The sequence below is a fragment of the Burkholderia pyrrocinia genome (assembly GCF_022809715.1).
Taxonomy (GTDB): domain Bacteria; phylum Pseudomonadota; class Gammaproteobacteria; order Burkholderiales; family Burkholderiaceae; genus Burkholderia; species Burkholderia pyrrocinia_C.
Window position 1 is genome coordinate 2,058,831 of the sequence record NZ_CP094459.1, and the last position, 25,612, is coordinate 2,084,442.

The 25,612-nt window shown below is 67.1% G+C and carries 23 protein-coding genes; 6 read left to right on the forward strand and 17 right to left on the reverse strand.

Annotated features, from left to right (window positions below; all coding sequences use genetic code 11):
* Positions 1 to 7: 7 nt before the first annotated feature.
* The 3 genes from MRS60_RS09560 to MRS60_RS09570 all read right to left on the reverse strand — a co-directional run bounded on the left by MRS60_RS09560 (position 8) and on the right by MRS60_RS09570 (position 2,564).
* Positions 8 to 481: a PliI family lysozyme inhibitor of I-type lysozyme gene (locus MRS60_RS09560; RefSeq protein ID WP_175749490.1), complete on the reverse strand. Its 474-nt coding sequence runs from the start codon at positions 479 to 481 to the stop codon at positions 8 to 10.
* 250 nt (positions 482 to 731) lie between these two features.
* Positions 732 to 1,283, reverse strand: a complete 552-nt coding sequence (locus MRS60_RS09565; protein ID WP_175749491.1) for a DUF6013 family protein — start codon at positions 1,281 to 1,283, stop codon at positions 732 to 734.
* Positions 1,284 to 1,547: 264 nt separating this feature from the next.
* A complete protein-coding gene (locus MRS60_RS09570) occupies positions 1,548 to 2,564 on the reverse strand; it encodes a zinc-binding alcohol dehydrogenase family protein (protein ID WP_034181313.1) in 1,017 nt (338 codons plus the stop codon).
* Between the two features lie 123 nt (positions 2,565 to 2,687).
* On the opposite strand from MRS60_RS09570, the gene MRS60_RS09575 reads away from it, so the two are divergent.
* Positions 2,688 to 3,626 carry a LysR family transcriptional regulator gene (locus tag MRS60_RS09575; protein ID WP_105393578.1) on the forward strand — a complete coding sequence of 313 codons (939 nt, stop codon included), beginning with the start codon at positions 2,688 to 2,690 and terminating at the stop codon, positions 3,624 to 3,626.
* Positions 3,627 to 3,834: 208 nt separating this feature from the next.
* Complete coding sequence (serB, locus tag MRS60_RS09580; protein ID WP_034181311.1) at positions 3,835 to 4,680, forward strand: phosphoserine phosphatase SerB; 846 nt, start codon at positions 3,835 to 3,837, stop codon at positions 4,678 to 4,680.
* Positions 4,681 to 4,768: 88 nt separating this feature from the next.
* Here the strand turns inward: serB and MRS60_RS09585 are convergent, their stop codons facing one another.
* From MRS60_RS09585 to rimO, 5 genes are all read right to left on the reverse strand, one after another.
* Complete coding sequence (locus MRS60_RS09585; protein WP_034181310.1) at positions 4,769 to 5,950, reverse strand: cystathionine beta-lyase; 1,182 nt, start codon at positions 5,948 to 5,950, stop codon at positions 4,769 to 4,771.
* A gap of 113 nt (positions 5,951 to 6,063) precedes the next feature.
* Positions 6,064 to 6,606 (reverse strand): hypothetical protein, encoded by a 543-nt coding sequence (locus MRS60_RS09590; protein ID WP_243564611.1) that lies wholly within the window; start codon positions 6,604 to 6,606, stop codon positions 6,064 to 6,066.
* 18 nt (positions 6,607 to 6,624) lie between these two features.
* On the reverse strand, positions 6,625 to 7,815 hold the full coding sequence (bktB, locus tag MRS60_RS09595; protein ID WP_243564612.1) for a beta-ketothiolase BktB: 1,191 nt from the start codon (positions 7,813 to 7,815) through the stop codon (positions 6,625 to 6,627).
* Between the two features lie 69 nt (positions 7,816 to 7,884).
* Positions 7,885 to 8,811 carry a sugar kinase gene (locus MRS60_RS09600; protein WP_243564613.1) on the reverse strand — a complete coding sequence of 309 codons (927 nt, stop codon included), beginning with the start codon at positions 8,809 to 8,811 and terminating at the stop codon, positions 7,885 to 7,887.
* A 3-nt stretch (positions 8,812 to 8,814) separates the two neighbouring features.
* Positions 8,815 to 10,176 carry a 30S ribosomal protein S12 methylthiotransferase RimO gene (rimO, locus tag MRS60_RS09605; protein WP_174381532.1) on the reverse strand — a complete coding sequence of 454 codons (1,362 nt, stop codon included), beginning with the start codon at positions 10,174 to 10,176 and terminating at the stop codon, positions 8,815 to 8,817.
* A gap of 428 nt (positions 10,177 to 10,604) precedes the next feature.
* Here rimO and MRS60_RS09610 point away from each other — a divergent pair, with 428 nt between their 5' ends.
* The 3 genes from MRS60_RS09610 to MRS60_RS09620 all read left to right on the forward strand — a co-directional run bounded on the left by MRS60_RS09610 (position 10,605) and on the right by MRS60_RS09620 (position 13,764).
* Positions 10,605 to 11,969 carry a M16 family metallopeptidase gene (locus MRS60_RS09610; protein ID WP_051983719.1) on the forward strand — a complete coding sequence of 455 codons (1,365 nt, stop codon included), beginning with the start codon at positions 10,605 to 10,607 and terminating at the stop codon, positions 11,967 to 11,969.
* Positions 11,966 to 13,312 carry a M16 family metallopeptidase gene (locus MRS60_RS09615; RefSeq protein WP_243564614.1) on the forward strand — a complete coding sequence of 449 codons (1,347 nt, stop codon included), beginning with the start codon at positions 11,966 to 11,968 and terminating at the stop codon, positions 13,310 to 13,312. Before MRS60_RS09610 ends, MRS60_RS09615 begins: the two co-directional genes overlap by 4 nt.
* Before the next feature lie 197 nt (positions 13,313 to 13,509).
* A complete protein-coding gene (locus MRS60_RS09620) occupies positions 13,510 to 13,764 on the forward strand; it encodes a hypothetical protein (RefSeq protein WP_175749495.1) in 255 nt (84 codons plus the stop codon).
* Between the two features lie 289 nt (positions 13,765 to 14,053).
* On the opposite strand, the gene phaR is transcribed toward MRS60_RS09620, so the two are convergent.
* The 6 genes from phaR to MRS60_RS09650 all read right to left on the reverse strand — a co-directional run bounded on the left by phaR (position 14,054) and on the right by MRS60_RS09650 (position 21,146).
* A complete protein-coding gene (gene phaR / locus MRS60_RS09625; RefSeq protein ID WP_034181302.1) occupies positions 14,054 to 14,620 on the reverse strand; it encodes a polyhydroxyalkanoate synthesis repressor PhaR in 567 nt (188 codons plus the stop codon).
* A gap of 119 nt (positions 14,621 to 14,739) precedes the next feature.
* The gene (locus MRS60_RS09630; protein WP_034181301.1) at positions 14,740 to 15,480 is read right to left on the reverse strand and encodes a 3-ketoacyl-ACP reductase; all 741 of its coding nucleotides are present in this window, start codon (positions 15,478 to 15,480) and stop codon (positions 14,740 to 14,742) included.
* Positions 15,481 to 15,586: 106 nt separating this feature from the next.
* The gene (locus tag MRS60_RS09635; RefSeq protein ID WP_243564615.1) at positions 15,587 to 16,768 is read right to left on the reverse strand and encodes an acetyl-CoA C-acetyltransferase; all 1,182 of its coding nucleotides are present in this window, start codon (positions 16,766 to 16,768) and stop codon (positions 15,587 to 15,589) included.
* A gap of 98 nt (positions 16,769 to 16,866) precedes the next feature.
* Entirely contained in the window at positions 16,867 to 18,732 is a 1,866-nt protein-coding gene (gene phaC / locus MRS60_RS09640) for a class I poly(R)-hydroxyalkanoic acid synthase (RefSeq protein ID WP_175750324.1), read from the reverse strand.
* A 359-nt stretch (positions 18,733 to 19,091) separates the two neighbouring features.
* Positions 19,092 to 19,931: a peptidoglycan editing factor PgeF gene (gene pgeF, locus MRS60_RS09645; RefSeq protein WP_243564616.1), complete on the reverse strand. Its 840-nt coding sequence runs from the start codon at positions 19,929 to 19,931 to the stop codon at positions 19,092 to 19,094.
* A 6-nt stretch (positions 19,932 to 19,937) separates the two neighbouring features.
* Entirely contained in the window at positions 19,938 to 21,146 is a 1,209-nt protein-coding gene (locus MRS60_RS09650) for an RluA family pseudouridine synthase (protein WP_175750322.1), read from the reverse strand.
* Between the two features lie 41 nt (positions 21,147 to 21,187).
* Between MRS60_RS09650 and MRS60_RS09655 the strand changes: the two genes are divergently transcribed.
* Entirely contained in the window at positions 21,188 to 22,012 is an 825-nt protein-coding gene (locus MRS60_RS09655) for an outer membrane protein assembly factor BamD (RefSeq protein WP_021163132.1), read from the forward strand.
* Between the two features lie 121 nt (positions 22,013 to 22,133).
* On the opposite strand, the gene MRS60_RS09660 is transcribed toward MRS60_RS09655, so the two are convergent.
* The 3 genes from MRS60_RS09660 to MRS60_RS09670 all read right to left on the reverse strand — a co-directional run bounded on the left by MRS60_RS09660 (position 22,134) and on the right by MRS60_RS09670 (position 25,483).
* Entirely contained in the window at positions 22,134 to 24,383 is a 2,250-nt protein-coding gene (locus MRS60_RS09660; protein WP_243564617.1) for an ATP-dependent DNA helicase, read from the reverse strand.
* Between the two features lie 55 nt (positions 24,384 to 24,438).
* A complete protein-coding gene (locus tag MRS60_RS09665; protein ID WP_034181296.1) occupies positions 24,439 to 24,654 on the reverse strand; it encodes a YdcH family protein in 216 nt (71 codons plus the stop codon).
* 76 nt (positions 24,655 to 24,730) lie between these two features.
* Entirely contained in the window at positions 24,731 to 25,483 is a 753-nt protein-coding gene (locus MRS60_RS09670; protein ID WP_034181295.1) for a hypothetical protein, read from the reverse strand.
* Positions 25,484 to 25,612 lie beyond the last annotated feature (129 nt).

Sequence of the window (25,612 nt, forward strand, 5' to 3'; positions counted from 1 at the left end):
CAGCGCGTCAGCGCGCGACGCGGCGCTTGCCGATCGCCTGCCGCAACGCGGCCGCGATGTCCGCGTCGGGCGCGAGCCCGTCGACCGACGCGACGAGCCGAACCGCACGCGGTGTCGTCACATAGGCCTGCGCACCGACATAACCGCCGCTGCCGGCCGAGCGCGTCGTCACGACGAGCGCCTGCGGCGCGCGTGCGCCGAGGTCGGCAGTGAACGCGTCGGTGACCGTGCCATCGCGCGCATGCAGCGCACCCGTCACGTAGTCGTCCGTATCGAAGCCGGGTGCGGCATGCGCGGTCGAATACACGCGCACCGCGTAGCTGCCGGTCGAGCACGGTTCGAGTGCGCCGCTCGACACGACCGCCACCTGCTGCCGCGACGGCAGCTCGATCTTCTTCACGAAACTGCAATCGTCGGCCGCCTGCGCGTGCGCGGAGACGAACGCTGCGGCCGACAGCAGCATGCACATTCGGAATTTCATCGGGATATCGTTACAGGAAGGTGATGACATGGCGGAGCATAACGTGACATCCGCATGACGTCACGCAGGTTGGCACGTTGCGCCGACGCGCGGCGAACGGTTGCCATGCCGTCGCCGCGGCAACATAGCGCGAAGCAGGTCGCGGGAAAGCATCGTGACGGCGACACGAAACGCTCACGTGCCGCCCTGCTCGTCCCGCCAGTCGAATCCGTTGCGCGCGCACCGGACGAAACGCCGGCCCGCGCGCTGCTCACCGCTTGATCGACACCGTCACCTTCGTGCCGTCGCTCATCGTCACGGACTTCGAACCGCCGTTGGTCGGAATCGACACCCACTTCACCTGGCTCACCGACACGACGTCCGGGCACTGCAGCGACTTGCCGCCGGCCGTCACGGTGCGCATGCCCTTCGGCGCGGACGCCTGGAAGCTCATCTGCACGTTCGCGATCCCCTTTGCGTCGATCGACGGCGCGAGCCGCACCTGGGTCTGGCGCACCATCGCGCCGTTCGCGTCGCGCGGCAGGTTGTCCGCGTTCGGGCAGCCGTCCGGCAACGCGACCGCGCCGCTCGGCGGCACCGACTTCCAGTTGAAGTCGTCCGTCTCGCCCGAGCGGATCTTGCGGGTCTCCTGCATATTGCCGAAGGTCTTCGAGTCGACCTTGACGGTGTATTCGAGCTGTCCCGTACCGCCGCCCTTCAGGCTGCCCTTGACCGGCGGCGCCGCGAATACGCTCGCGCTGACGCACGCTGCCGCGAACACGGCCGACCACGATGCGGCGACTGACAAGCTGCGTTGGCTCATGCTGACCTCCTTGTAATGCGGCGGCACGCGCGTGCCGCGCGGTTTTCGATGCATGATGCGTTGCCAGTCTACCGCCAAGCGGCATGCAATGCGCCGCAAACGCATCGGGTGTTACCCCGCTTGCGTTCACGGCGTTGCAACCTTACGCGCGATGCCGGCTCTCGAGAAAACGCCGGGCCACCGCAGGTTTTCAGCCTCGCAGAACGCCTCGTTGGGGGATGCCTCGTCGAAGAGCCTGGCACGAAGCGACGAGTTCGAGCGCGCTCAGAAACCGCTCAGCACGAGCTTGCCGATCGTGCGCCCGGCTTCGAGCAACTGGTGCGCGCGCCGCACGTTCGCGGCATTGATCGCGCCGAGCTGTTCACCGAGCGTCGTGCGCAGCGTGCCGCCGTCGACGAGCCGCGCGACTTCGCCGAGGATCCGGTGCTGCTCGATCATGTCCGGCGTCTCGAACATCGCCCGCGTGAACATGAACTCCCAGTGAAACGCGGCGCTCTTCGCCTTCAGCAGTTCGACCGGCACCGGCTTCCCGTTCTCGACGATCGTGCAAATGCCGCCCTGCGGCCGGATTACTTCCGCCGCGGCGGGGAAATGGCGGTCCGTGTCGTTGAAGATCAGCACGTAGTCGACGTTCGGATGCCCTGCTTCGCGCAGCTGCGCAGGCAGGTCGCCGAAATGGTCGACCACCGCGTCCGCACCGAGCGAGCGCACCCATTCGGCCGACGCCGGCCGCGACGCGGTCGCGATCACGTGCAGCTTGCCGAGTGCCTTCGCAAGCTGGATCGCGATCGAGCCCACGCCGCCCGCGCCGCCGATGATCAGCACCGACTTGCCGGCGTCCGCGCCCTGCGGCGACACGCGCAGCCGGTCGAACAGCGCTTCCCACGCGGTCAGCGCGGTGAGCGGCAACGCGGCCGCGGCGGCAAAGTCGAGCGTGCGAGGCTTCAGCGCGGCGATCCGTTCGTCGACCGCATGGAATTCGCTGTTCGCGCCGGGCCGCGTGATGCTGCCCGCGTAAAACACTTCGTCGCCGGGCCGGAACAGCGTGACGTCCGCGCCGACCGCGACGACCGTGCCTGCGGCATCCCAGCCGAGCACGCGCGGCGTGTCCTCGACCTGCGGCTTCGGCGCACGCACCTTGGTGTCCACCGGGTTCACGGAAATCGACTCGACCTTCACGAGCAGGTCGCGCGGGCCCGGCACGGGCTGCGGCAGCTCCACGTCGAGCAAGGCCTGCGGGTCGTCGATCGGCAGATAGCGGGTCAGTCCAACGGCTTTCATCACGAAACTCCTTTCAGGGAAACGGGCGGGCCGCGGCGCAGCCCGATGAACATCATCGTAGGCAACCCGATCCTTCGAGAAAACCGCTATATTTCCTGAAACATTTTCAGGAATTTCAGAATAATGGCGTCCGATCCGATTCCGGCACCCGACAAGCCGCTCGACCTGCTCGACGTCGCGCTGTTCGTGCGCGCGGCGCTGCTCGCGAACGTCACCGCGGCCGGGCGCGAATTCGGCGTGTCGGCCGCGGTCGCGAGCGCGCGCATCGCGCAGCTCGAGCGCCAGCTCGGCGCGCGGCTGCTGCACCGCACCACGCGCCGCATCAGCCTCACGCAGGACGGCGAGGTCTTCATGGCGCGCGCCGACGCGCTGCTGTCGGCCGCCGACGCCGCGCGCGCGTCGGTCGGCCGCGGCCGCAGCGAGCCGTACGGGCGGCTGAAGGTGTCGATGTCGTCGTCGTTCGGCCGCCAGCATGTCGCGCCGGTGATTCCCGCGTTCCTGCGCCGCTATCCGTCGGTATCGCTCGACCTGCGGCTGTCCGACGAGATCGTCGATCTCGTCGACGACGGCTACGACGTCGCGATCCGCCTCGGCGCGCTGAAGGATTCGACGCTCGTCGCGCGCAAGCTCGCGGTGAACCGCCGCGTGCTGTGCTGCTCGCCCGCGTATCTCGCCGAACGCGGCACGCCGCGCCATCCGGCCGACCTCGCGCAGCACGAGTGCGTGATCCTCGGCGACCAGCGCGACTGGTCGTTCGCGACGCCGCAAGGCCCGCTGACCGTGCGGGTCGGCGGCCGGCTCGTCGCGAGCAACGGCGAGGCGATCCGCGAAGCGCTGGTCGACGGCTTCGGGATCGCGATCAAGTCGACCTGGGACGTCGGCCCGCTGCTCGCGAGCGGCGCGCTCGTCACGGTCCTCGACGACTATCCGTTCGCGGACGACGTCGCGATCTGGGCCGTCTATCCGAGCCGCGCACACGTGCCGCTGAAGACGCTCGCGTTCATCTCCTTTCTGGCCGAACATTTCGGCGATCCGCCGTACTGGGATCGCGTGGACAGTTGATCACCGGCATCGGCCGAAGAATCGCTGTCCGCGTCTATCCCGACGGCTTCCGGTTCGGTATCTGGCAGCTATCCGATAGCTATCGGATACCAACCGGCTACAATGGCGCGTTCGCGACGCCATGGCCCGCAGCCGAACGGGGCCCGCGTCCGCAGGCGGCCGTCCGTTGGCCGCGCATGCATTTCATTCGCCTCGCAACCATCCCGCCATGACCCACAACCTCGTCATCCAGAGTCTTGCGCCGCTGTCGGACGCCCATCACAAACCGCTGCTCGCGCTGTCGCGCGGCACCCGCATCGTGCAGACCGACGATCACGCGCTGCGCATCGAAAACGCGAACCCGGCGCAGCGTCTCGACATCGACGCGTACTGCGGCACGCACGCGCTCGACTTCGCATTCGTCGAGGCCGGCCGCACGCTCGGCGATTTCGGGCTCGTCGTGATGGACATGGATTCGACGCTGATCACGATCGAGTGCATCGACGAGATCGCCGATTTCTGCGGGCTCAAGACGCAGGTCGCCGAGATCACCGAAGCGTCGATGCGCGGCGAGATCCGCGACTTCAACGAAAGCCTCACGCGCCGCGTCGCACTGCTGGCCGGGCTCGACGCGCAGGCGCTCGAGCGCGTGTACGAGGAACGGCTGCAACTGTCGCCGGGCGCCGAGACGATGCTTGCCGGCGTGAAGGCCGCAGGCATGAAAACGCTGCTCGTGTCGGGCGGCTTCACGTTCTTCACCGAGCGGCTGAAGGCACGCCTCGGCCTCGACTACGCGCATGCGAACACGCTCGAGATCGTCGACGGCAAGCTGACCGGCAAGGTGCTCGGCGAGATCGTCAACGCCGACGTGAAGGCGCGCCTGCTGCGCGACACGTGCGCATCGCTCGGTCTCGAGCCGAACCGCGCGATCGCGATGGGCGACGGGTCGAACGACCTGAAGATGATGGCCGAAGCCGGGCTGTCGGTCGCGTTTCACGCGAAGCCCGTCGTGCGCGACGCGGCGACGGTCGCGTTCGATCACGTCGGCCTCGACGGGCTGCTGCGGCTGTTCTGATCCCGCACGACCTCGAACGAAAAACGCCGGCGCGATGTTGCATCGCGCCGGCGTTTCGTTTTTCCCGCGGGACGTTTTCGGCCTGCGATCAGCCGAGTACGGCCTGCATCGCGCGCTCGATATCCGCGCGCAGGTCGGTTTCGTCCTCGAGACCGACGTAGAAACGCACCAGCGTGCCGCGATGCGGCCAGTCCGGACGCATCGACGCGACGTCATAAGGCATCGCGAGGCTGCACGCGCCGCCCCAGCTCCAGCCGATCGCGAACAGCTCGAGCGACTCGACGAAGCGGTCGATCTGCTCCGCGCTGTAGCGCGCGTCGAACACCACCGAGAACAGCCCGCCCGCGCCCGTGAAGTCGCGCATGAACGACGCATGCCCGGGGCAGTCGGCGATCTGCGGATGCAGCACCGAAGCGATCTCCGGCCGAGCCTTCAGCCATTGCGCGAGCGCGAGCGCGCTCCTGCTGTGCGCGTCGAAGCGCACCTGCATGCTCGGCAGGCTGCGCAGCACGAGCGAACAATCGTCGACCGACACACCGATCCCGCAGCGCATCCGCGCGAGCTTCAGCTTCGCGTGCAGTTCCGCGTCCGCGGTGATCGTCGCGCCCATCAGCACATCGCTGCCGCCCGACTGATACTTGGTCAGCGCCTGCACCGAGATGTCGACGCCGTGCTCGAACGGCTTGAATGCGAGCCCGGCCGAATAGGTGTTGTCGATCGCGGTGACGATGCCGCGCGCCTTCGCGGCCGCCGTGATCGCCTGTACGTCGGGCACTTCCATCGTCACCGAGCCGGGTGCCTCGATCCAGATCAGCCGCGTGTTCGGCTGGATCAGCTCGGCGATGCCGGCGCCGACGAGCGGATCGTAGAAGCGCACGGCGATGCCGAAATCCTTCGCGAGCCAGTTGCCGAAATCGGCGTTCGGCCCGTACACGTTGTGCGGAATCAGCACGTCGTCGCCGGCTTTCACGATCCCGAAGTAGACGTTCATGATCGCCGCGAGGCCCGACGGCTGCAGCAGCGCGTGCGTGCCGCCCTCGATCTCGGCGAGCCGCTGCGCGAGCGCGAGCGACGTCGGCGTCGCATGCAGCCCGTAGCGCCACTGGTTGTCGTTGTGCCAGACGAGCGCGCGCATCGTCGCGAGATCGGGGAACACGACCGTCGATGCGCGCGCGACCGGCGGCACGAACGAGCGGAAGCCTTCCGGAATGACGTCGTCGGGTTGAACGATGCGGGTTTGCAGCGCGCGCTTGGGAGTGGATGCAGTCATGACAGGAAGCCGGGCACAAGGCCGTTCGGTTGCGGAATATGTCGCTAGATTAGCCAAAATCGGCGCATTTGGCCCGGTACAATGCGCGCCGCGCACGCCGAGCCAGCGCGAGCTCAGTCGTCGGCGCGCAGATTGACGACGCCGCCCACCGTCTCGATTTCCTGCACGCGGCCGTCGCGGACCTGCAGCGCCGCGCGCTTGCCCGGCGCCAGGCGCAGCACGACGGGCTGCGGGTCCGACTCGTCCGAGTTCATCCGGTCGGCCTTCAGGTCGCCCGTCGTGTCGAAGCGGCCGATCCATACGCCGGAGATGTTCGTGCCGTCGTTCGATTCCTCGATCTCGAGCGTATCGCCATCGCGATCGCCCGCGAGCAGGACCACCTCGCCCGTATCGGCGAACTGGTATTCGCCGTGCACGCCTTCCTCGTCCGTCTTCGGGCCGAGATGCACGACGATCGGCCGGTCGCCGAGCGTGCCTTCGTAGCGCGGCAGCCGCGCGAATTCGGGATTCGGCCGCAGCGGCCGCGCGGGTGCCGCTTCATCCTGTTGCGCGCCCGGCGCGACAGCCTGCGCCGCGACCGCGCCCGGCAGCGCGATGCCCGCCGCCAGCGCGCATGCGACGACAAGCGCCCGTTGCCATTCCGAATATCGACCCACCTTGCGTTGCTCCTTGCTTCAGATTCGCTCGAAAATCGCGGCGATGCCCTGCCCGCCGCCGATGCACATCGTCACGAGCGCGTATCGGCCGCCGATGCGCTGCAGCTCGTACAGCGCCTTGACGGTGATCAGCGCACCCGTCGCGCCGATCGGGTGGCCGAGCGAAATGCCGGACCCGTTCGGATTCACCTTTGCCGGGTCGAGACCCAGCTCCTTCGTCACCGCGCATGCCTGCGCGGCGAATGCCTCGTTCGCCTCGATCACGTCGAGATCGGCAACCGTCAGCCCCGCGCGCTCGAGCACCTTATGCGTGGCCGGTACGGGACCGATCCCCATGTAGGCCGGATCGACACCCGCATGCGCATAGGCAACGAGGCGCGCGAGCGGCTCGGCGCCGCGCTTCTCGGCGACGCTGCGCTCCATCAGCAGCACCGCTGCCGCCGCATCGTTGATGCCCGACGCGTTGCCGGCCGTCACCGTGCCGTTCTCCTTTACGAACACGGGCCGCAGCTTCGAGAAGTCGTCCAGGCTCGCGTCGTGGCGCACGTGCTCGTCGCGATCGAACACGACCGGCGTGCCCTTCTTCGAGCCGATCAGCTCGACCGGCAGGATCTGCTCCTTGAAGTAGCCGGCCTTCGCCGCATGCGACGCGCGACGGTGCGATTCGAGCGCGAGCGCGTCCTGCGCGTCGCGTGAAATGCCGTACTTCGCGGCGACGTTCTCGGCCGTCACGCCCATGTGGATCGTCTGGAACGGATCGTTCAGCGCGCCGACCATCATGTCGACCGCACGCATATCGCCCATGCGCTGCCCGAAGCGCGCGGCCGGAATCGAATACGGCGCGCGGCTCATGTTCTCCGCGCCGCCCGCAATCGCGACGTCAGCATCGCCGAGCAGCACGCCCTGCGCGGCCGACACGATCGCCTGCAGCCCGGAGCCGCACAGCCGGTTGACCGTGAGCGCCGGCGCATGCTGCGCGACGCCGCCGTTGATCGCGGCAACGCGCGCGAGATACATGTCCTTCGGTTCGGTGTGCACGACATTGCCGAACACCACGTGGCCAACCTCGTCACCCGACACCTGCGCTCGCCGCATCACTTCGCGCACGACTTGCGCACCGAGCTCGGTCGGCGCGATGTTCTTCAGGCTGCCGCCGAATTCGCCGATCGCGGTACGCACGCCGCTCACCACCACCACTTCGCGTTGCATGTTGCCTCCTCATCCTTCTGTTCGAATGAATGGATCGTGCGGGGCCGTGGCCGGCGTGCGCATGCCGCGTCAGCCTTGCATCAGGCGCTCCACCGCATCGCGGTGCGGAATCGGCGCGACCGCGCCGTAGCCCGTCGTCGACAGCGCCGCCGCCGCGTTCGCATAGCGCGCCGCCGCGAACGGATCGTCGCCCGCGACGATCCGCGCGACGAAGGCGCCACCGAAGCAGTCGCCCGCGCCCGTCGCGTCGACGGCCTCGACCGCGAAGCCCGGCACGACGCGCCGCTCGTTCGGCGTCGCGACATATGCGCCGTCCTTGCCGAGCTTCAGCGCGACGACCTGCGGCCCGTGTTCGAGCATCGCGTCGACGATCGCGTCGCGATCGTTCGCGCCCGTCAGCGCCGTGACGTCGTCCCAGCTCGGCAGGCAGATGTCAGTCTGGCGCAGCGCCTCGCGCATCACCGCGCGGGCGCGCGGCAGCGGCCACAGCTTCAGGCGCAGGTTCGTGTCGAAGCTGGCCTTCACACCGTTGCGGCGCGCATGGTCGATCGCCGCGAACGCGGCATCGCACGCGGCCGTGCTGATCGCGAGGCTGATGCCCGACAGGTGCACGGCCTTCGCCGCCGCCAGCGCGTCGAGCGGCAGGTCGCCCGCCGTGTAGCGGCTCGCCGCGGAGCCCGCGCGCAGATAGTCGAACTGGTGGCCGTCGGCGCCGTGCGTGACGAAATACACGCCGGTCGGCGCCGTGCGATCGATCCGCACGTACGTCGTATCGACGTGCTCGGCGCGCCACATGTCGGCCAGCAGGCGGCCGAACGGATCGTCGCCGATCGCCGACACGAAGCCCGTCGACGCGCCCTGGCGCGCCGCCGCGATGCAGAAGTTCGACGTGTCGCCGCCGAAGCCCTGCAGGAATTCCGGACGGCCCGGCTGCGACTGGTTGAATTCGATCATCGCCTCGCCGAGCGTGAGGATCTCCGGAAATGCGGCGCTCATCGCTTACACCTCGCCCCACAGATCGTGGCCGTCGGCGCCCGTGATCTTCACGGACACGAAATCGCCGACCTTGTAGCGCTTCGACGCCTTCGTCGCCGGCTCGACATACACGACGCCGTCGATCTCCGGCGCATCGGCTGCCGTGCGGCCGATCCCGCCTTCTTCGCCGACTTCGTCGATCAGCACCTTGAGGGTCTTGCCGACCTTGCGCTGGATGCGGTTCGCCGACACTTCCTCGGCGACTTCCATGAAGCGCGCGCGGCGTTCTTCACGGACCTCGTCCGGCAGCGCGCCGTCGAGTTCGTTCGCGGTCGCGCCTTCGACCGGCGAGTACGCGAAGCAGCCGACGCGGTCGAGCTCCGCTTCGCGGATGAAGTCGAGCAGCGTTTCGAACTGCTCTTCCGTCTCGCCGGGGAAGCCCGCGATGAACGTGCTGCGGATCGTCAGGTCCGGGCAGATCTCGCGCCACTTCTGCACGCGCTCGAGCACCTTCTCGGCGTTCGCCGGACGCTTCATGCGCTTCAGCACTTCGGGGTGCGCGTGCTGGAACGGCACGTCGAGATACGGCAGCACGTGGCCCTTGAACGGACCTTCGGCCATCAGCGGAATCACTTCGTCGACGCTCGGATACGGATACACGTAGTGCAGGCGCACCCATGCGCCGTACTGCGCGGCGAGTTCGCCGAGCGCGGCGACCAGGTCGGTCATGCGCGTCTTGATCGGCTTGCCGTTCCAGAAGCCCGTGCGGTACTTCACGTCGACGCCGTAAGCGCTCGTGTCCTGCGAGATCACGAGCAGTTCCTTCACGCCCGACTTGAACAGGTTCTCGGCCTCGAGCATCACTTCGGCAACCGGACGCGACACGAGATCGCCGCGCATCGACGGGATGATGCAGAACGTGCAGCGGTGATTGCAGCCTTCGGAGATCTTCAGGTATGCGTAGTGGCGCGGCGTGAGCTTGATGCCGGCCGCGGGCACGAGGTCGACGAACGGGTCGTGCGGCTTCGGCAGGTGCGAATGCACGGCCTGCATCACTTCGCCCACCGCGTGCGGGCCGGTGACGGCGAGCACCTTCGGATGGACTTCCTCGATCAGGTTCGAGCCGCTGGCGCTCGCCTTCGCGCCGAGGCAGCCGGTGACGATCACCTTGCCGTTCTCGGTCAGCGCTTCGCCGATCGCGTCGAGGCTTTCCTGCACGGCTTCGTCGATGAAGCCGCAGGTGTTGACGACGACGAGGTCGGCGCCGTCGTAGGTGCCGGAGATTTCATAACCTTCGGCGCGCAACTGGGTGATGATTTGTTCGGAATCGACGAGCGCCTTCGGGCACCCGAGGGATACGAAGCCTACTTTGGGGGACTGGGACATCTGGAATGTGGGGGCGTGGCGGCAAAAGCGTGAGTTTACAGCTATTTATGGGTCGGCGAGCCAAAATGAACGGCTGGCGGCAACATGGACGCCAGTTCGAATACGCCGCACGACGGGCGGCGGGTCATGAATCAGAGTTTGATGCAACCCTTTCACTTCGGGGCGAGCGACCGCCGCAGAGGTACGACGCCCCCCCCTGGATCGCCCGAGACAGTTCCTGCCCCGGCTGCGACGACACCTGCCCCTCGCGCCCGTGCTTTCTTCCTTTTGCCACGAAAAATTCGAACCCGTCTCATTCCACGATGAACCCGATGCCACGTAGCATCGAGCGTCGTGCGCAGCGCCGCGAAAATACGCCTGGCCCCTCGCTGGCCGCACTGGCCAGCCCCTAACCCTTCACGTTCATCGTGTCCACGAGAAAAAGTCCCATGTCATTGCCGCGTTCAATACGGACAGGGCTCTCGCTGTGCCTGCTGATCGCAGGCACGGCGATGGCCCAATCCAGCCAGATACCGGGCTTTACCCATGTGCGCTCCCTGGCCGGTATCGACGAATACCGCCTCGACGCCAACGGCCTCACCGTGCTTGCCCTGCCCGACCCTGCCGCGCCGGTGGTCAGTTTCCAGGTGTTGTACCGGGTCGGCTCGCGTAACGAGGCCGCCGGCACCACCGGCAACACCCACCTGCTGGAACACCTGATGTTCAAGGGCAGCCGGCACTACTCGAAGGACCAGGGCAACTCGGTGAACGACTATCTGGAGCGGGCGGGCGCCAGCTTCAACGCCACCACGTCGATGGACCGCACCAACTATTTCGGCACGCTGGAACGCCACGCGCTGGAAGGTTATATCGCGATCGAGGCCGACCGCATGCGCAACCTGCTGCTGCGCCCGGAGGACCTGGCCAGCGAGATGACGGTGGTGCGCAACGAGTACGAGCGCGGCGAGAACCGTCCTTTCCATGCGTTGTTCCAGCAGGTGCTGGCCACCGCTTATCAGGCGCATCCCTACCACCATCCCACCATCGGCTGGCGCAGCGACATCGAGCATGCCAGCGTCGACAAGCTGCGCAGCTTCTACGACACCTTCTACTGGCCGGACAATGCGGTGGTCATCCTGGTCGGCGATTTCCAGCCGGCGCAGGCGCTGGGCTGGATAAGGCAGTACTACGGCGGCATTCCGCGCGCGCCCCATGCGATCCCGGCGATGACCACCGAGGAACCGCCGCAACAGGGGCCGCGGCGGCTGGTGCTCAAGCGGGCCGGCGAAACCGGCGGCCTGATCATGGCCTTCAAGGCACCCAACGCGCTGCATCCCGATGCGGCCGCGCTGAGCGTGCTCGGCCTGGTATTGAGCGAGGGCAAGGCCAGCCCGCTGTATCGCACGCTGGTGGACACCGAAATCGCCACGCACGCCGGCGCCGGCTTCCAGGCGCGACGCGATCCCGGCCCGTTCGTGATCACGATCAACCTGTCGCCCAACGCCCAGCATGATCAGGCCGAGAAAATCGCGTGGGCCGAACTGGAACGCATCAAGACCCAGGGCGTGACGCGCGAGGATATCCAGCGCGTGCTGGGCCCTTACCGGGCCGAGCAGATCTACCAGCGCGACGGCGTCAGCAAGACTTCCGCACTGCTCGGCGAAGCGGTCGCGCAAGGCGATTGGACCTTGTTCGTCACCGAGCTGGGACAACTCGAAAAAGTCACGCCGGCCGACGTGCAGCGTGTGGCCCGCCAATACCTCGTTGAAGACCAGAGCACCACCGGCTGGTTCGTTCCGGAGAAGTCGAGATGATGCGTGTTCGTTTCAATCGCTTGCTGTCATGGGTGGCAACGCTGGCCATGCTGTGGCTGCCTGTCGCGGCTCAGGCGGGCATCGCCGATCGCGTGGTGCGCGCCCAGGCCGGCAGCATCGACCTGTTGGTCTATCCGATGGCGCCGCGCGAAATGGTGTCCGTTGCCGCGGTGATGCCGCTGGGCGATGCGGACACGGCCAGCAAGGCGGCCAATCCCGCCGTGCCCTTGCTGACCGGCATGCTGCTGGAGGCGGGCACCACCCGTCGCGACAAGGTGGCGATCTCCACGCTGCTGGATAGCCTGGGCGCCCAGCTGTCGTTCCAGACCGCGGCGGGCTACGTCGGCATATACGGCAAGAGCCTGACCCGGGATTTGCCTACCCTGATCGACCTGATGGCCGAGCAGTTGCGCGCGCCGGCCTTCAAGGCCGACGAACTGGCCCGGGCCAAGACCCGGCTGGAGGCCGGCGTCCGCCAAAGCGGGGAAGTCCCGGGCATACGGGCGCGCGATGCATTGTCGCTGGCCATCTACCCCGAGGCCCATGTCAACGCTCCGGTGCCGCGCGAGCGGATGCTCGAGGCCATTGCCGCCGCCACGCTGGACGACATCAAGGCGTTTCATCGCACGTACTACGGCCCGGCACACATGACCGTAGTCGTGGTCGGCGGTGCGGACCCTCGCGGCCTGCAGGCCAAGGTGACCGAGGCCTTCGCGGGCTGGAGCGGCGGCAAGGCGCTCGTACGGCAGGGGCCGGCACGCCTGGCCAGTCGGGCCGACACGCAGCGCATCGCGATGAAGGACAAGGCGTCCATCAGCGTGGCGATGGGGCAAGCCATCGACCTGCGCGCCAGCGACGCCGACTACCTGCCCCTGAGCGCGGGCATCGCCATCCTGGGCAGCGGCTTCACCGGCCGCCTGATGGCGACCGTGCGCGACCGGGAAGGCCTGACCTACGGAATCGGCGCCGGCCTGTCCGGCCTCTCGTTGATGGAAGGCGGCTTCGTCGTCAACACCAACTTCGCCCCGCCTCTGCTGGACAAGGGCATCGCCAGCACCCGTCGGGTACTGGACGCCTGGTGGAAACAGGGCATCACCCAGACGGAACTGGATGCACGCAAGGACGGCATGATCGGCCGCCAGCAGGTCGCGATGGAAACCACCGGGCAGATGGCCGCCATGCTCGCCCAGACGGCGCTTCAGGACCAACCGCTAAGCGACCTGGACACCTACCCCGAGCGCGTCCGCGCGCTGACCGTGGAACAGGTCAACACCGCCATCCGCAAATACCTGGACCCCGGCCAAATGACGTTGGTGCAAGCAGGGACGTTTGCGGAGAGGTAGCGGTAGCGGTAGCCGTCGCTCCGCTTCGTCCCGCCCTCCCGACCCGGCTTCGGCCGGGTCGTTGCTATCGCATATGCGTGGACCAGCGGGCAAGCACGATCGGCAACCGCGGTCGCGCGACAATCGCCGCGGAAGCGCACCGCCGCTATGCGAAAATCGAAGCCTTCGCTCTCTTCCATCCACCCAACGGGGCTCGCATGACCACCCACATCACGATCGAATTCACCCAGCACGCGGCAGAAGCCATCGGTGAGCAAACCAGCACGAGCTTTTCCTACGACCAGGGTGCCCACGTGCCGCAACCCGGCGACTTCGTCGAGATCGAGAATTCGCGGCAGACGTTTCTCGTGATCGGCCGCGTGTTTTCGCTGAAGGCCAACTACAGCGCGGTCAAGCTCGTTCTCGACCTTCCTCCGCCGGACGATCACCAGGATTTCAGTTCGGAACTGTGAGCGAAGGCGGGCGAACACACCGAGCCGGGTGTCTGTCCGGCCGTCCTGACGGAGCCTTCCGCCTGCACTAAGCCAGCATTTCGGAAACGGCCTCACCCAACGCCAGACCCGGCATCGCGGGCACGGGCATGCGGTGCCGACGATCATGAACGACCGTCGGCGGCGCCTTCCGGCAGGCGGCAGCCGCACATCGTCGTGCCCGAGCACACGATCGGCCGCAGCGCACCACGCTTCACGGCATCGGCCCTTCGACGGCTCGCGCCGCCGCGGCCGGCCTGCCGCAAAATCGCTACTTCTTCTCCGGCTCCGTGGAACCCGGCTGCTTGAACGGGAACGTGCTGAACATCGACTTCGCCTGGTTCTGCATCTGTTCCTGCATCTGCACGAACATGTTCTTCGACTGCTCGATGTAGCTCGTCATCATCCCTTGCATCATCGGCGCCTGCATGTTCATGAACTGCGACCAGACTTCCGGATTCATCGCATTGGTGTCGTACATGTTCTTCGACTGATCCGCGAGCTTGTTCTGGATGTCGATGAACGCCTGGATGTTCTTTTCCAGGTACGTGCCCATCATGCCCTGCATCGCGTGACCGTAGAAACGGATGATCTGCGACAGCATCGACGACGAGAACATCGGCACGCCGCCGCTTTCCTCTTCGAGGATGATCTGCAGGAGGATGCTGCGCGTCAGGTCTTCGTTGGATTTCGCATCGACGACCTTGAAGTCCTCCTGCTCCAGTACGAGCTGCTTCACGTCGGTGAGCGTAATGTACGTGCTTGTCTCGGTATCGTAGAGCCGGCGGTTCGGGTACTTCTTGATGAGCCGTTCGGCCGTCTTCTTTGTAGTAGTCATGTAACGCCTTTCTGTGCAGCGTAGCGCAAGTGACGAATCCCCGCCGCCCGAACCCGGGAGGCGGGGGCCTTCGGAACACACCCGGCTGCACGGCCACCCGGCCCGCGCAGCCCGGGCGTTCAGCCCATGTGCAGGCCGCCGTTCAGCGAGAAGTCGGCGCCCGTCGCGAAGCCGGAATCGTTCGACGCGAGCCACGCGACGATCGAGCCGATTTCCTCCGGCCCGCCGAGACGCCGCACCGGGATCGTCGCGACGATCTTCTCCAGCACGTCGGGGCGGATCGCCTTCACCATGTCGGTGCCGATGTAGCCCGGCGACACGGTGTTGACCGTCACGCCCTTCGTCGCGACTTCCTGCGCGAGCGACATCGTGAAGCCGTGAATGCCGGCCTTCGCGGTCGAATAGTTGGTCTGGCCGAATTGCCCCTTCTGGCCGTTCACCGACGAAATGTTGATGATCCGGCCCCAGCCACGCTCGACCATCCCGTCGATCACCTGCTTCGTCACGTTGAACAGGCTCGTCAGGTTGGTGTCGATCACGGCGGTCCAGTCTTCGTGCGTCATCTTGCGGAACACGACGTCGCGCGTGATGCCCGCGTTGTTGACCAGCACGTCGATCTCGCCGACTTCGGCCTTGACCTTGTCGAACGCTTCCTTGGTCGAGTCCCAGTCGCCGACGTTGCCTTCCGACGCGATGAAATCGTACCCGAGCGCCTTCTGGTCCTCGAGCCATTTCACACGGCGCGGCGAGTTCGGGCCGCAGCCCGCGACGACCTTGAAGCCGTCCTTAAACAGACGCTGGCAAATGCTGGTGCCGATGCCGCCCATCCCGCCCGTTACGTACGCAATTCGCTGAGACATAAATCTCACTCCATTTTTTGGTTTCGAGAGCTGCCGAGGCCCCCTCTGACTTCACGTGGCGCCGGCCGAAGCCGCAATCGGCCGGCGCCCGGATTCGGTTCGCCGGTTACGGACGCTCGACCGCGAGCGCGACACCCATCCCGCCGCCGATGCACAGCGACGCCAGCCCGCGCTTCGCATCGCGCTTGGCCATCTCGTGCAGCAGCGTCACCAGGATCCGGCAGCCCGACGCGCCGATCGGGTGGCCGATCGCGATCGCCCCGCCGTTCACGTTCACCTTCGACGTGTCCCAGCCCATCTGCTTGTGCACCGCCAGCGCCTGCGCCGCGAACGCCTCGTTGATCTCCATCAGGTCCAGGTCGCCCGGCGTCCAGCCCGCGCGCTCCAGGCACCGGCGCGACGCCGGCACCGGGCCCATCCCCATCACGCTCGGATCCACGCCCGCGTTCGCATACGCCTTGATCCGCGCCAGCGGCGTCAGGCCCAGCGCCGCCGCCTTCTGCGCCGACATCACCAGCACCGCCGCCGCGCCGTCGTTCAGGCCCGACGCGTTCGCCGCCGTCACCGAACCGTCCTTCGAGAACGCCGGCTTCAGCCCCGCCAGCGATTCCGCCGTCACGCCGTGACGCACGAACTCGTCGGTCGCGAACTGCAGCGGCTCGCCCTTGCGTTGCGGAATCGACACCGGCACGATCTCGTCGTCGAAGCGCCCGGCCTTCTGCGCGGCTTCCGCCTTGTTCTGCGACAGCGCCGCGAACGCGTCCTGCTCTTCGCGCGTAATGCCGTATTCCTTCGCGACGTTCTCCGCCGTGATGCCCATGTGGTACTGGTTGTACACGTCCCACAGCCCGTCGACGATCATCGTGTCGACCAGCTTCGCGTCGCCCATCCGGAACCCGTCGCGCGAGCCCGGCAGCACGTGCGGCGACGCGCTCATGTTCTCCTGGCCGCCCGCGATCACGATCTCCGCGTCGCCCGCGACGATCGCGTTCGCCGCCAGCATCACGGCCTTCAGGCCCGAGCCGCACACCTTGTTGATCGTCATCCCGGGCACTGCCGCCGGCAGCCCGGCCTTGATCAGCGACTGCCGCGCCGGGTTCTGCCCCGAGCCGGCCGTCAGCACCTGGCCCATGATCACTTCGCTGATCTGCTCGGGCTTCACGCCCGCACGCTCCAGCACCGCGCGGATCACCGTCGCGCCCAGCTCAGGCGCCGCAATCTTCGCAAGCGAGCCGCCGAATTTGCCGACCGCGGTCCGCGCGGCCGATACGATCACTACGTCCGTCATTTCCCTGTCCTCCAGGCCCGCACGACACGGCGCATCGTTACCGGCCCTGTTAAAAAACTGCGGTGCATCGGACAGCGTGCGCCGCTGTCCGGTTTTCGTCAATCGCGCTGCAATACGTAGCGCCCCGGCGCCGGCTCGATCACCGGGAACTGCGCGGAACCCGGCTTGGCGGGCGGCGCCACCTTGCGGCCGCCGTACTGGTCGAGCCACTCGACCCAGGTTGTCCACCAGCTTCCCGGCTGCTCGGCCGCACCGGCAAACCAGTCGTCCGCGGCTTCGGGCAGGTCGCTGTCGTTGACCCAGTAGCTGCGCTTCTTCTTCGCCGGCGGATTGATCACGCCCGCGATGTGACCCGACGCGCCGAGCACGAACTTCAGCGGGCCCGACAGGATCGACGTCGACGCGTAGGCCGTCTGCCACGGCACGATGTGATCCTCGCGCGAGCCATAGATGAAGGTCGGCACGTCGATCAGCGACAGGTCGACGGATTCGCCGCACACGGTCAGCGCGCCCGGCTCGCGCAGCTTGTTCTCGAGATAGGTATTGCGCAGGTACCACGCATACATCGGGCCCGGCAGGCTCGTCGAGTCGCTGTTCCAGTACAGCAGATCGAACGGCGCGGGCGTGCGGCCCTTCAGGTAGTTGTCGACGACGTAGTTCCACACGAGGTCGTTCGGCCTCAGGAACGAGAACGTGTTCGCGAACTCGACGCCGTGCATCAGCCCCGGTTGCGTGCCGTTCTTGCCGCCGATGGTCTGCTCGCGCATCTGCACGTGCGCCTCGTCGACGAACACGTCGAGAATGCCCGTGTCGGTGAAGTCGAGCATCGCGGTGAGCAGCGTCATCGACGCGGCCGGGTGTTCGCCGCGCGCGGCGAGCACCGCCAGCGCGGTCGCGAGCATCGTGCCGCCGACGCAGAAGCCGAGCGTGTTGATCTGTTCGCGGCCGCTGACCTGCTGCACGGCATCGATCGCCGCGAGCAGCCCTTCGTTCATGTAGTCGTCCCACGTCTTGTGCGCGACCGATGCATCCGCATTGCGCCACGACACGAGGAACACCTGATGGCCGCTCGACAGCGCGTGCGCGACGAGCGAATTCTCGGGCTGCAGGTCGAGGATGTAGAACTTGTTGATGCACGGCGGAACGATCAGCAGCGGCCGCTCGAACACCTTGTCCGTCTTCGGCGTGTACTGGATCAACTGGATCAGGTCGTTCTCGTAGACGACCGCGCCTTCAGTACACCCGAGGTTCTTGCCGACCACGAACTGCGATTCGTCGGTCTGCGAAATCTTGCCGCGCTGCAGGTCGCCGAGCAGGTTCATCATCCCCTGCCGCAGGCTTTCGCCCTGCGTCTCGAGAATCGATTTCTGCGCGTCGGGATTGAGTGCGAGGAAGTTGCTCGGCGCGGCGGCGGCCGTCCATTGCTGGACCGTGAACCGAATGCGCTCGCGCGTCTTCGGATCGGTCTGAAGCGCGTCGGCCAGTTCCTGCAGATAGCGCGCGTTGAGCAGATACCAGGCAGCCGCGAACGCATGCGCCGGCGACGCCTTCCATGCATCGCCGCTGAAGCGGCGGTCCTTCAGTTCGGGCGATTCGAGCTTCGCGGCGGCCGCCTGCTGCATCAGCGTCATGCAATCGCGCGCGTAGTCGGCCTGCAGTGTCTGCAGCCGTTCGGGCGGAATCGCCGCAACCGGCAGCTTCAGCCCCGCGAACGGCGACGCCATGCTGCCCAGATCGGGCATCGACGGCACCTGGAACGGAAACGAAGTCGGGAACTGGAATGTCGCGAACGGATTGGCAGTGGCCGACGCAGTCGCGGCGCGCGCCGGATCTGCAAAACCGCGCCACGCGCTCAACCACGATTCGAACATCTGCTGCATCGGCTGGGCGGCCGGATCGAAGCCGGTGCTGCCCGTGGAAGTGCCCGCCTGAGCGGACGTCGACGAATTTTTCGATGCTGTCATTACCTGCCTTACCGGTGATTCGTGAGCGTCTATCGTGAAATCCTGCTCGCGCGCGGCGTGCCGGTTGCGAGCCGGGCCGTCATGCTCTGGAGAGGCGTCTCCAGATTCTGCCGCAGTGCGGTATTTTTATCATTATCGTTTTCCCCATGTGAAGCGCCATGTCAAACCGCTGAACATTTCCGCACAGAGATAATCCGTGCGCAACAGACGGGACAAGGGTTTCGGCGAAACATAAAACATTTTGGTCGACTTGACTTCGGGATTTTTCATTCGGCTGCGCATGCAACGCCGCATTGCCGTCTAAATATCGAGATAACCGATTTCGCGACGCAACAAAACCATGCGCGCATGCGCATGCGTCAATCGGCCAGCCAGATCGCCGCCGCCATGCGGCCCGTCACGCGGTCGCGCCGGTACGAATAGAAGCGCGCGCGTTCGGTGACCGTACAGGCGGTCCCGCCGCTCACGTGCGCCACGCCGGCACGCGCGAGGCGCAGGCGCGCGAGCGCATGGAGATCGGCGAGAAACTTGCCGGGCGTGCCGTCGATCGCGACGAACGCACGACGGGTTTCATCATGCTCCGACTGCGGGGCCGTGTCGAGAAACGCGTCGCGCACGTCGGCGCCGACCTCGAACGCCTGCGGGCCTATCGCCGGCCCGAGGTACGCATGAAGCGTGTCCGTCGCGCCGCCCGCGAGTGCCGCGACGCGCGCCGCGGTCTGCTCGACGATGCCGGCCGCGAGCCCGCGCCAGCCCGCATGCGCGGCGCCGACCGCGCGGCCCCGCGCGTCGCACAGCAGCACGGGCAGGCAGTCGGCCACCATCACGACGCAGACGGCGCCCGTCCGGTCCGTGACGCTCGCGTCGGCCCGCACCGGTGCCGCAGCCGCGGGCGCCGCCGCGATCACCTCGTCCGCGCGCACGATCTGCGCGCCGTGAACCTGCTCGAGCCATGCCGCGCTCGACTGGCCTGCCAGCGCGAGCAAGCGCGCGCGATTCGCGGCGACATGGACGGGATCGTCACCGGTATGCAGGCCGAGATTCATCCCGCCAGCCAACGCGGCACCGTCCTGCCAGCGCCCGTACGGGCCTTCGCTCACGCCGCCGTCGCGCGTCGTGATCAGCGCGCGCACGCGCGGCGACACGTGCCAGTCGGGCTGCACGCAGTCCTGCCACGTCAACGGCGCCAGGTTCGTCATCGGCACTCACTCCTCCTCATCGTCCAGGTACGGCTCATCGTCGTGATACTCGCCGCCGAAATCGTCATCGTCGTAGACACCGTCGTCGTCATCGAATTCCTCGTCGCCCTGCCCGAAGCCGAGCGCCGCGACGAGTGCGTTCATGTCGTCCGGCAACGGGCAGCGCCACTGCATCGCCTTGCCGGTGACCGGATGCACGAGGCCGAGCCGCCATGCATGCAGCGCCTGTCGCGCGAACCCGTCCGGAAGCGGCGCGACCGAGCGCTTGCCGCGCGCGCGTCCGTAGACGGGGTCGCCGAGCAGCGGGTGCCCGGCATGCGCGCAGTGCACGCGGATCTGGTGCGTGCGGCCGGTTTCGAGGTCGCACTGGATCGCCGAAACCGGCTGACGTTGCCACACGCATGTGTCAACCGTGCGGAAATGCGTGCGCGCGGGCTTGCCCGACGCGCCCGTGACGACGGCCATGCGCGTACGCTCGCGCGGATCGCGGCCGATCGGCGCGTCGATCGTGCCTTCCTCGGGCATCGTGCCCCACACGAGCGCGAAATAGCGGCGCTTCACCGTGCGGGCCTGCAGCTGGCGCACGAGGTCCGTCTGCGCGGCCAGCGTGCGTGCCACCACCATCAGGCCGGAGGTCTCCTTGTCGAGCCGGTGGACGATCCCCGCGCGCGGCAGGCCGGCCGCCGCGTCGCCGTAGCGATGCAGCAGGCCGTTCAGGATCGTGCCGCTCCAGTTGCCGGCCGCCGGGTGCACGACGAGGCCGGCCGGCTTGTTGATGACGACAAGCGCGTCGTCTTCGTAGATGACGTCGAGCGGCACGGGTTCCGGCGTGAACGCGAGCTGCTCGGGCAGCAGGTCGGGCACGAGCTCGATCTTCGCGCCGAGCGGCACCGGCTGGCGGATCTTCGCCGGCGCGCCGTCGAGCAGCACGCGCTGCGCCTCGATCCAGCTCTGCAGGCGGCTGCGGGAGAATTCGGGGAACAGCTGGGCGAGCGCCTTGTCGAGGCGTTCGCCCGCGAGCGACAGCGGCACTTCGACGACGCGCGGCGCGTCATCGCCCGCCGCGGACGGCGCTACGGACGGTTGCAATACGTCGCCGGTCAGATCGTCATCGAGGGAATCCCCCGAGGCAGCGTCGGCGGGCCGACCGCTTGGGCTATAATCTTCGCGATTTGGTGTGCCCGGCTGGGCATTCTGCGAACTTGAACGGGTCATTTAGACTGGGTCACCGAGACTTGAAGCTAGGACATGCGAGCATGATGAATTCGACCAAACGTACGGCCAGAACCGTCGCCGCCCGGGCTGCGGCGGTAGCGGCCGCGGCCCTCATCGCCGGCTGCCACGGCTTGCCGCAGAAGCAGGACGAGACGGCTACCTGGTCGAACAACAAATTATACTCAGAGGCCCAGGACGCACTGTCCGGCGGCGACTGGGGCAAGTGCGCGAAATATTTCGAATCGCTGCAAGGTCGCGATCCGTTCGGCCATTTCGCGCAACAGGCGCAGATCAACGTTGCATACTGCAACTGGAAGGATAACGAAGCGGCAGCCGCCGACCAGGCCGTCGACCGCTTCATCCAGCTCCACCCCGATCATCCGGATATCCCGTACGCGTACTACCTGAAGGGGATGATCCACTTCAACGACGATCTGGGCCTGTTCGGCCGCTTCTCCGGCCAGGACATGAGCGAGCGCGATCCGCAGGCGCTGCGCGAATCGTACGATGCGTTCAAGGTCGTCGTCGACCGCTTCCCGAAGAGCAAGTACGCGCCCGACGCGGCTGCACGGATGCGCTACATCGTCAACGCGCTCGCGTCGCACGAAGTGCACGCGGCCGACTACTACTACCGTCGTGGCGCGTATGTCGCGGCCATCAACCGCGCGCAGCTCGCGATCAAGGACTACAAGGGCGCGCCGGCGATCGAGGACGCGCTGCACATCATGATCCTGTCGTACGGCAAGCTGAACCAGCCGCAACTCGCCGAGGACACGAAGCGCGTGCTCGCGGGCACGTTCCCCGACAGCCCGTATGTGACCGGCCATTCGCGCCCCGGTGCGAAGAAGTCGTGGTGGCAGTTCTAAAGCGCTGCGCGACGCAACGCCAGTTGCACGAACAAAAAACCCGGCCATCGAGCCGGGTTTTTTGTTGGCGCCGCATTGCGGCGGCACAGGCGCGGTCGCGCGGCGGTCGCCGCGCGCGCCGTCACATGCGTTTTTCCGAGCGGTGCTCGTCGAAGAAGTCCTGGACGACCGCGATCTCGCGGGTCCGCTTGAACGGCGGCAAGCTCTGCCAGATCCGACGCCCGTAAGGCTTGTCGACGAGCCGCGTGTCGCAGATCATCAGCACGCCGCGATCCGTCTCCGCACGAATCAGCCGGCCCGCGCCCTGCTTCAGCGTAATCACGGCCTGCGGCAACTGGTGCACGGCGAACGGGCTCAAGCCCTTCTTCGTCAGCGCGTCGAGCCGCGCGGCCAGCACCGGATCGTCGGGCGGTGCGAACGGCAGCTTGTCGATCACGACGAGCGACAGCGCGTCGCCGCGCACGTCGACGCCTTCCCAGAAACTCTGGCTGCCGACCAGGATCGCGTTGCCATACGCGCGGAAGCGATCGAGCAGCTCGGTGCGGCTCGCATCGCCCTGCACGAGCAGCGGCGTATTCCAGCCGCGCGATTCGATCACGTCGCGCAGCTTCGACGCGATCCGGTCGACCGCGCGCAACGTCGTGCACAGCATGAACACGCCGCCGCCGGACGCCTCGATCGCCGGCAGCGCGGCATCGAAGACGGCATCGGTAAATGCGGGCGAAGACGGCTGCGGCAGGTTGCGAGGCACGTACAGCAGCCCCTGCGACTGGTAGTCGAACGGGCTCGCGAGCGTCATCGAACGACGCGAGCTGAGGCCCATCTGCGCCGCGTAGTGCGTGAAATCGCCGCGCACCGACAACGTGGCCGACGTGAACACCCATGCACGCGGCACGCCCGCGCGCTGCTTCGCAAAGATCGGCGCAACCGACAGCGGCGTTTCGTGCAACTGGACGGTATGCGCGAACACCTCGACCCAGCGCACCTTCTCGTTCGGATCGCCGTCGGACGCCGCCTTGTCGCCGGCCGCTGCCGCATCGGCCTTCGCGGCCGCCTCCGCCGCGCCGGGCGCGACCCAGCCGGCCAGCAGGTCCTGCAATTCGCGTGCGCGCCGCAGGCATGCACCGAGCGACTCCGCCCGTTCGGCCTGGCTCGCGAGCGCCGACGCGAGCGCATCGAGCGCCGCCTCGAGCGCGTCGAGCGCGCCGAACATCGGATGATCGTCGCCGAGCTGGGCGAGCGACATGCGGACGATCTGGTCGTTCGCGAACGCGAGGCGCAAGTCGCGTGCCGCCCGTTCGAGATCGCCGCCGAGCTTCACCCACTCGACCGCGTCGCGCGCATGGCTCAGGCCTTCGGCCACCGTGTCGCGCGCGAGCTCGAGGATCTGCGTCGTCGACAGCGTCTCGCCGAAGAACAGCGTCGCCGTCTCCGGCAACTGGTGCGCTTCGTCGAAGATGATCGTGTTCGCGTTCGGCAGCAGTTCAGCCATCCCCGTGTCGCGCAGCATGATGTCCGCGAAGAACAGGTGGTGGTTGACGACGACGACGTCGGCCTGCTGTGCCTCGCGCCGCGCCTGCATCACGAAGCATTCCTTGTAGTGCGGGCACTCCTGGCCGAGGCAGTTGTCGCGCGTCGACGTGACCATCGACCACACGGGTGCCGTTTCCGGCACGCTCGCGAGTTCGGCCTTGTCGCCGCTCTTCGTGAGCTTCGCGAAGCGGACGATTTCCTGCAGGTAGGCCGTGTCCTGCCGCGACGGCAGGCGGCCGTTGTCGGCCGTGCGTTGCAGGTAGTAGTGGCACAGGTAGTTTGCGCGACCCTTGAGCATCGCGACCGTCACCGGCACCGCGAGCGCGTTGCGCACGGTCGGGATGTCGCGCTGGAACAACTGGTCCTGCAGGTGCTTCGTGCCGGTCGACACGATCACCTTGCCGCCCCACAGCATCGCGGGCACGAGATACGCATAGGTCTTGCCGGTACCCGTGCCGGCCTCGACGATCAGCGTGTTGTCGCCTGCGTCGCTGTCGGACTCGGCGGCCGCGGCATCGTCCGCCGCCGGCCCGGCCGTCTTGTCGCCGTCGCCGAGGCGGCGCGCCGGCCGCTTGCGGGTTTCGAAGATCTCGGGTTCGGGCATCCGGCGCGCGGACGCTTCCATCGCGGACGCAACCGCACGCGCCATCTCGATCTGCGACGTACGCGGCCGATAGCCGTCGAGCGCGCGCGCCAGCAACCCGCCTTCGCCGAAGATCGTGTCGAGTTCGTCGACGCGCTTGCGGCTCAGCTCGAAGGTGCCTTCGGGCGCACGAACGCGCCCGGCGGACGACGCGTCTCGCCGGGCATCGGGGGTGGCTTCAAGCGGTGAATTCAAGGCAAGCGTTCCTGTGTCCAGCGCCCGAGCGGCGCCGGCGCTTGCCAGGCCGCGCTCAGGCGCGCTTATCCGGTTCCAGCTGCGATTGCAGCAAAATGATTTTGTCCTTGGCTGCCAGCTTTTCCTTCTTCAGCCGGTGCAGCGTGATGTCGTCGATGTCGGAGTGTCCTTCCTTCAGCTCGATCTCCCGAGCGAGCTGCTGGTGCTGCTCCTGCAATGCAGCCAAACGGTTGTGCAATTCCTGCTGCTGTTCCGTGAGACGGTTTTGCATGTTTGCCTCCTCATCGAAGCAGCGCGCCGGCTGGCGTGCCAACGCGCACGAGACTGATCCCGATCAATCCAACACGTTACTGCCCCTGCTGTTGCTGCTGCTTGGCCTTCTCGGCCGCTTCCTGCTGACGCCGCTCGACATCGGCCTTGTGCTGCGCGGCTTCCTTCTGCTTCTGCTCGTAGCGCACGGCGTTGTCCGCCCGCTCCTGCGCCTTCTGCGCCGCCTGCTGGTGCGCCTGGTCGAGCTTGCGCTGGAAGTCGGCCTGCTTCTGGTCGTATGCCTGCTTGCTCGCCGCGCGCTGCGGCCCTTCCGCGCCGCGCTGTGCCTGCTTCAGCGCATTCTGCTCCTGCTTGTCGCGGAACGCAGCCGCGTTCGCCGCGTCGTTCGCCGCGCGCTGAGGCGCTTCCGCCGCATTCTGCGCCTGCTTCAGCGCCTGTTGCTGGTCGCGCTGCTGCGCGCGCACCGCGCGCTGCTCGTCGTTCAGCGCAAGCTGCTCCTGGCGGATGCTCGCCCGCTCGTCGCGCATCTGGTCGCGAGCCTTGCCGAGACAGTGATTGACGAAGAACTTGCTGTAGCAATCGTGCTCGGCCACCGCATAACGATAATCGTTTTCCGCGGAGCGCTGATTGAGCACTTTTTGACGGGCGTCGAAATCCGGTGCGGCTGTGGCCGTAGCGGGTGCGGCTGCGACGGCTTCCGGCGCGGTTGCGTCGGAAGCCTGCGCGAACGCACCGGAAGGCCCGGCAGACAAAGCCGCGGCGAGCGCTGCGCCGAGCGCGGCGAGAGAAATGCGGGAAGTTGGCAACGTCGTAGGAAAGCTGCGGGACATGTGTCAAATTCTATCACCCCCGGCTGGGCGCTCCGCCATTTATGGCAAAATGCCCCGCTTCACCCACCCGCGGCATCTGGCCCGTCGGGCCGCCGTGCAGCCTGCCGCTCCGGGCCTGCCGGCCCGCGC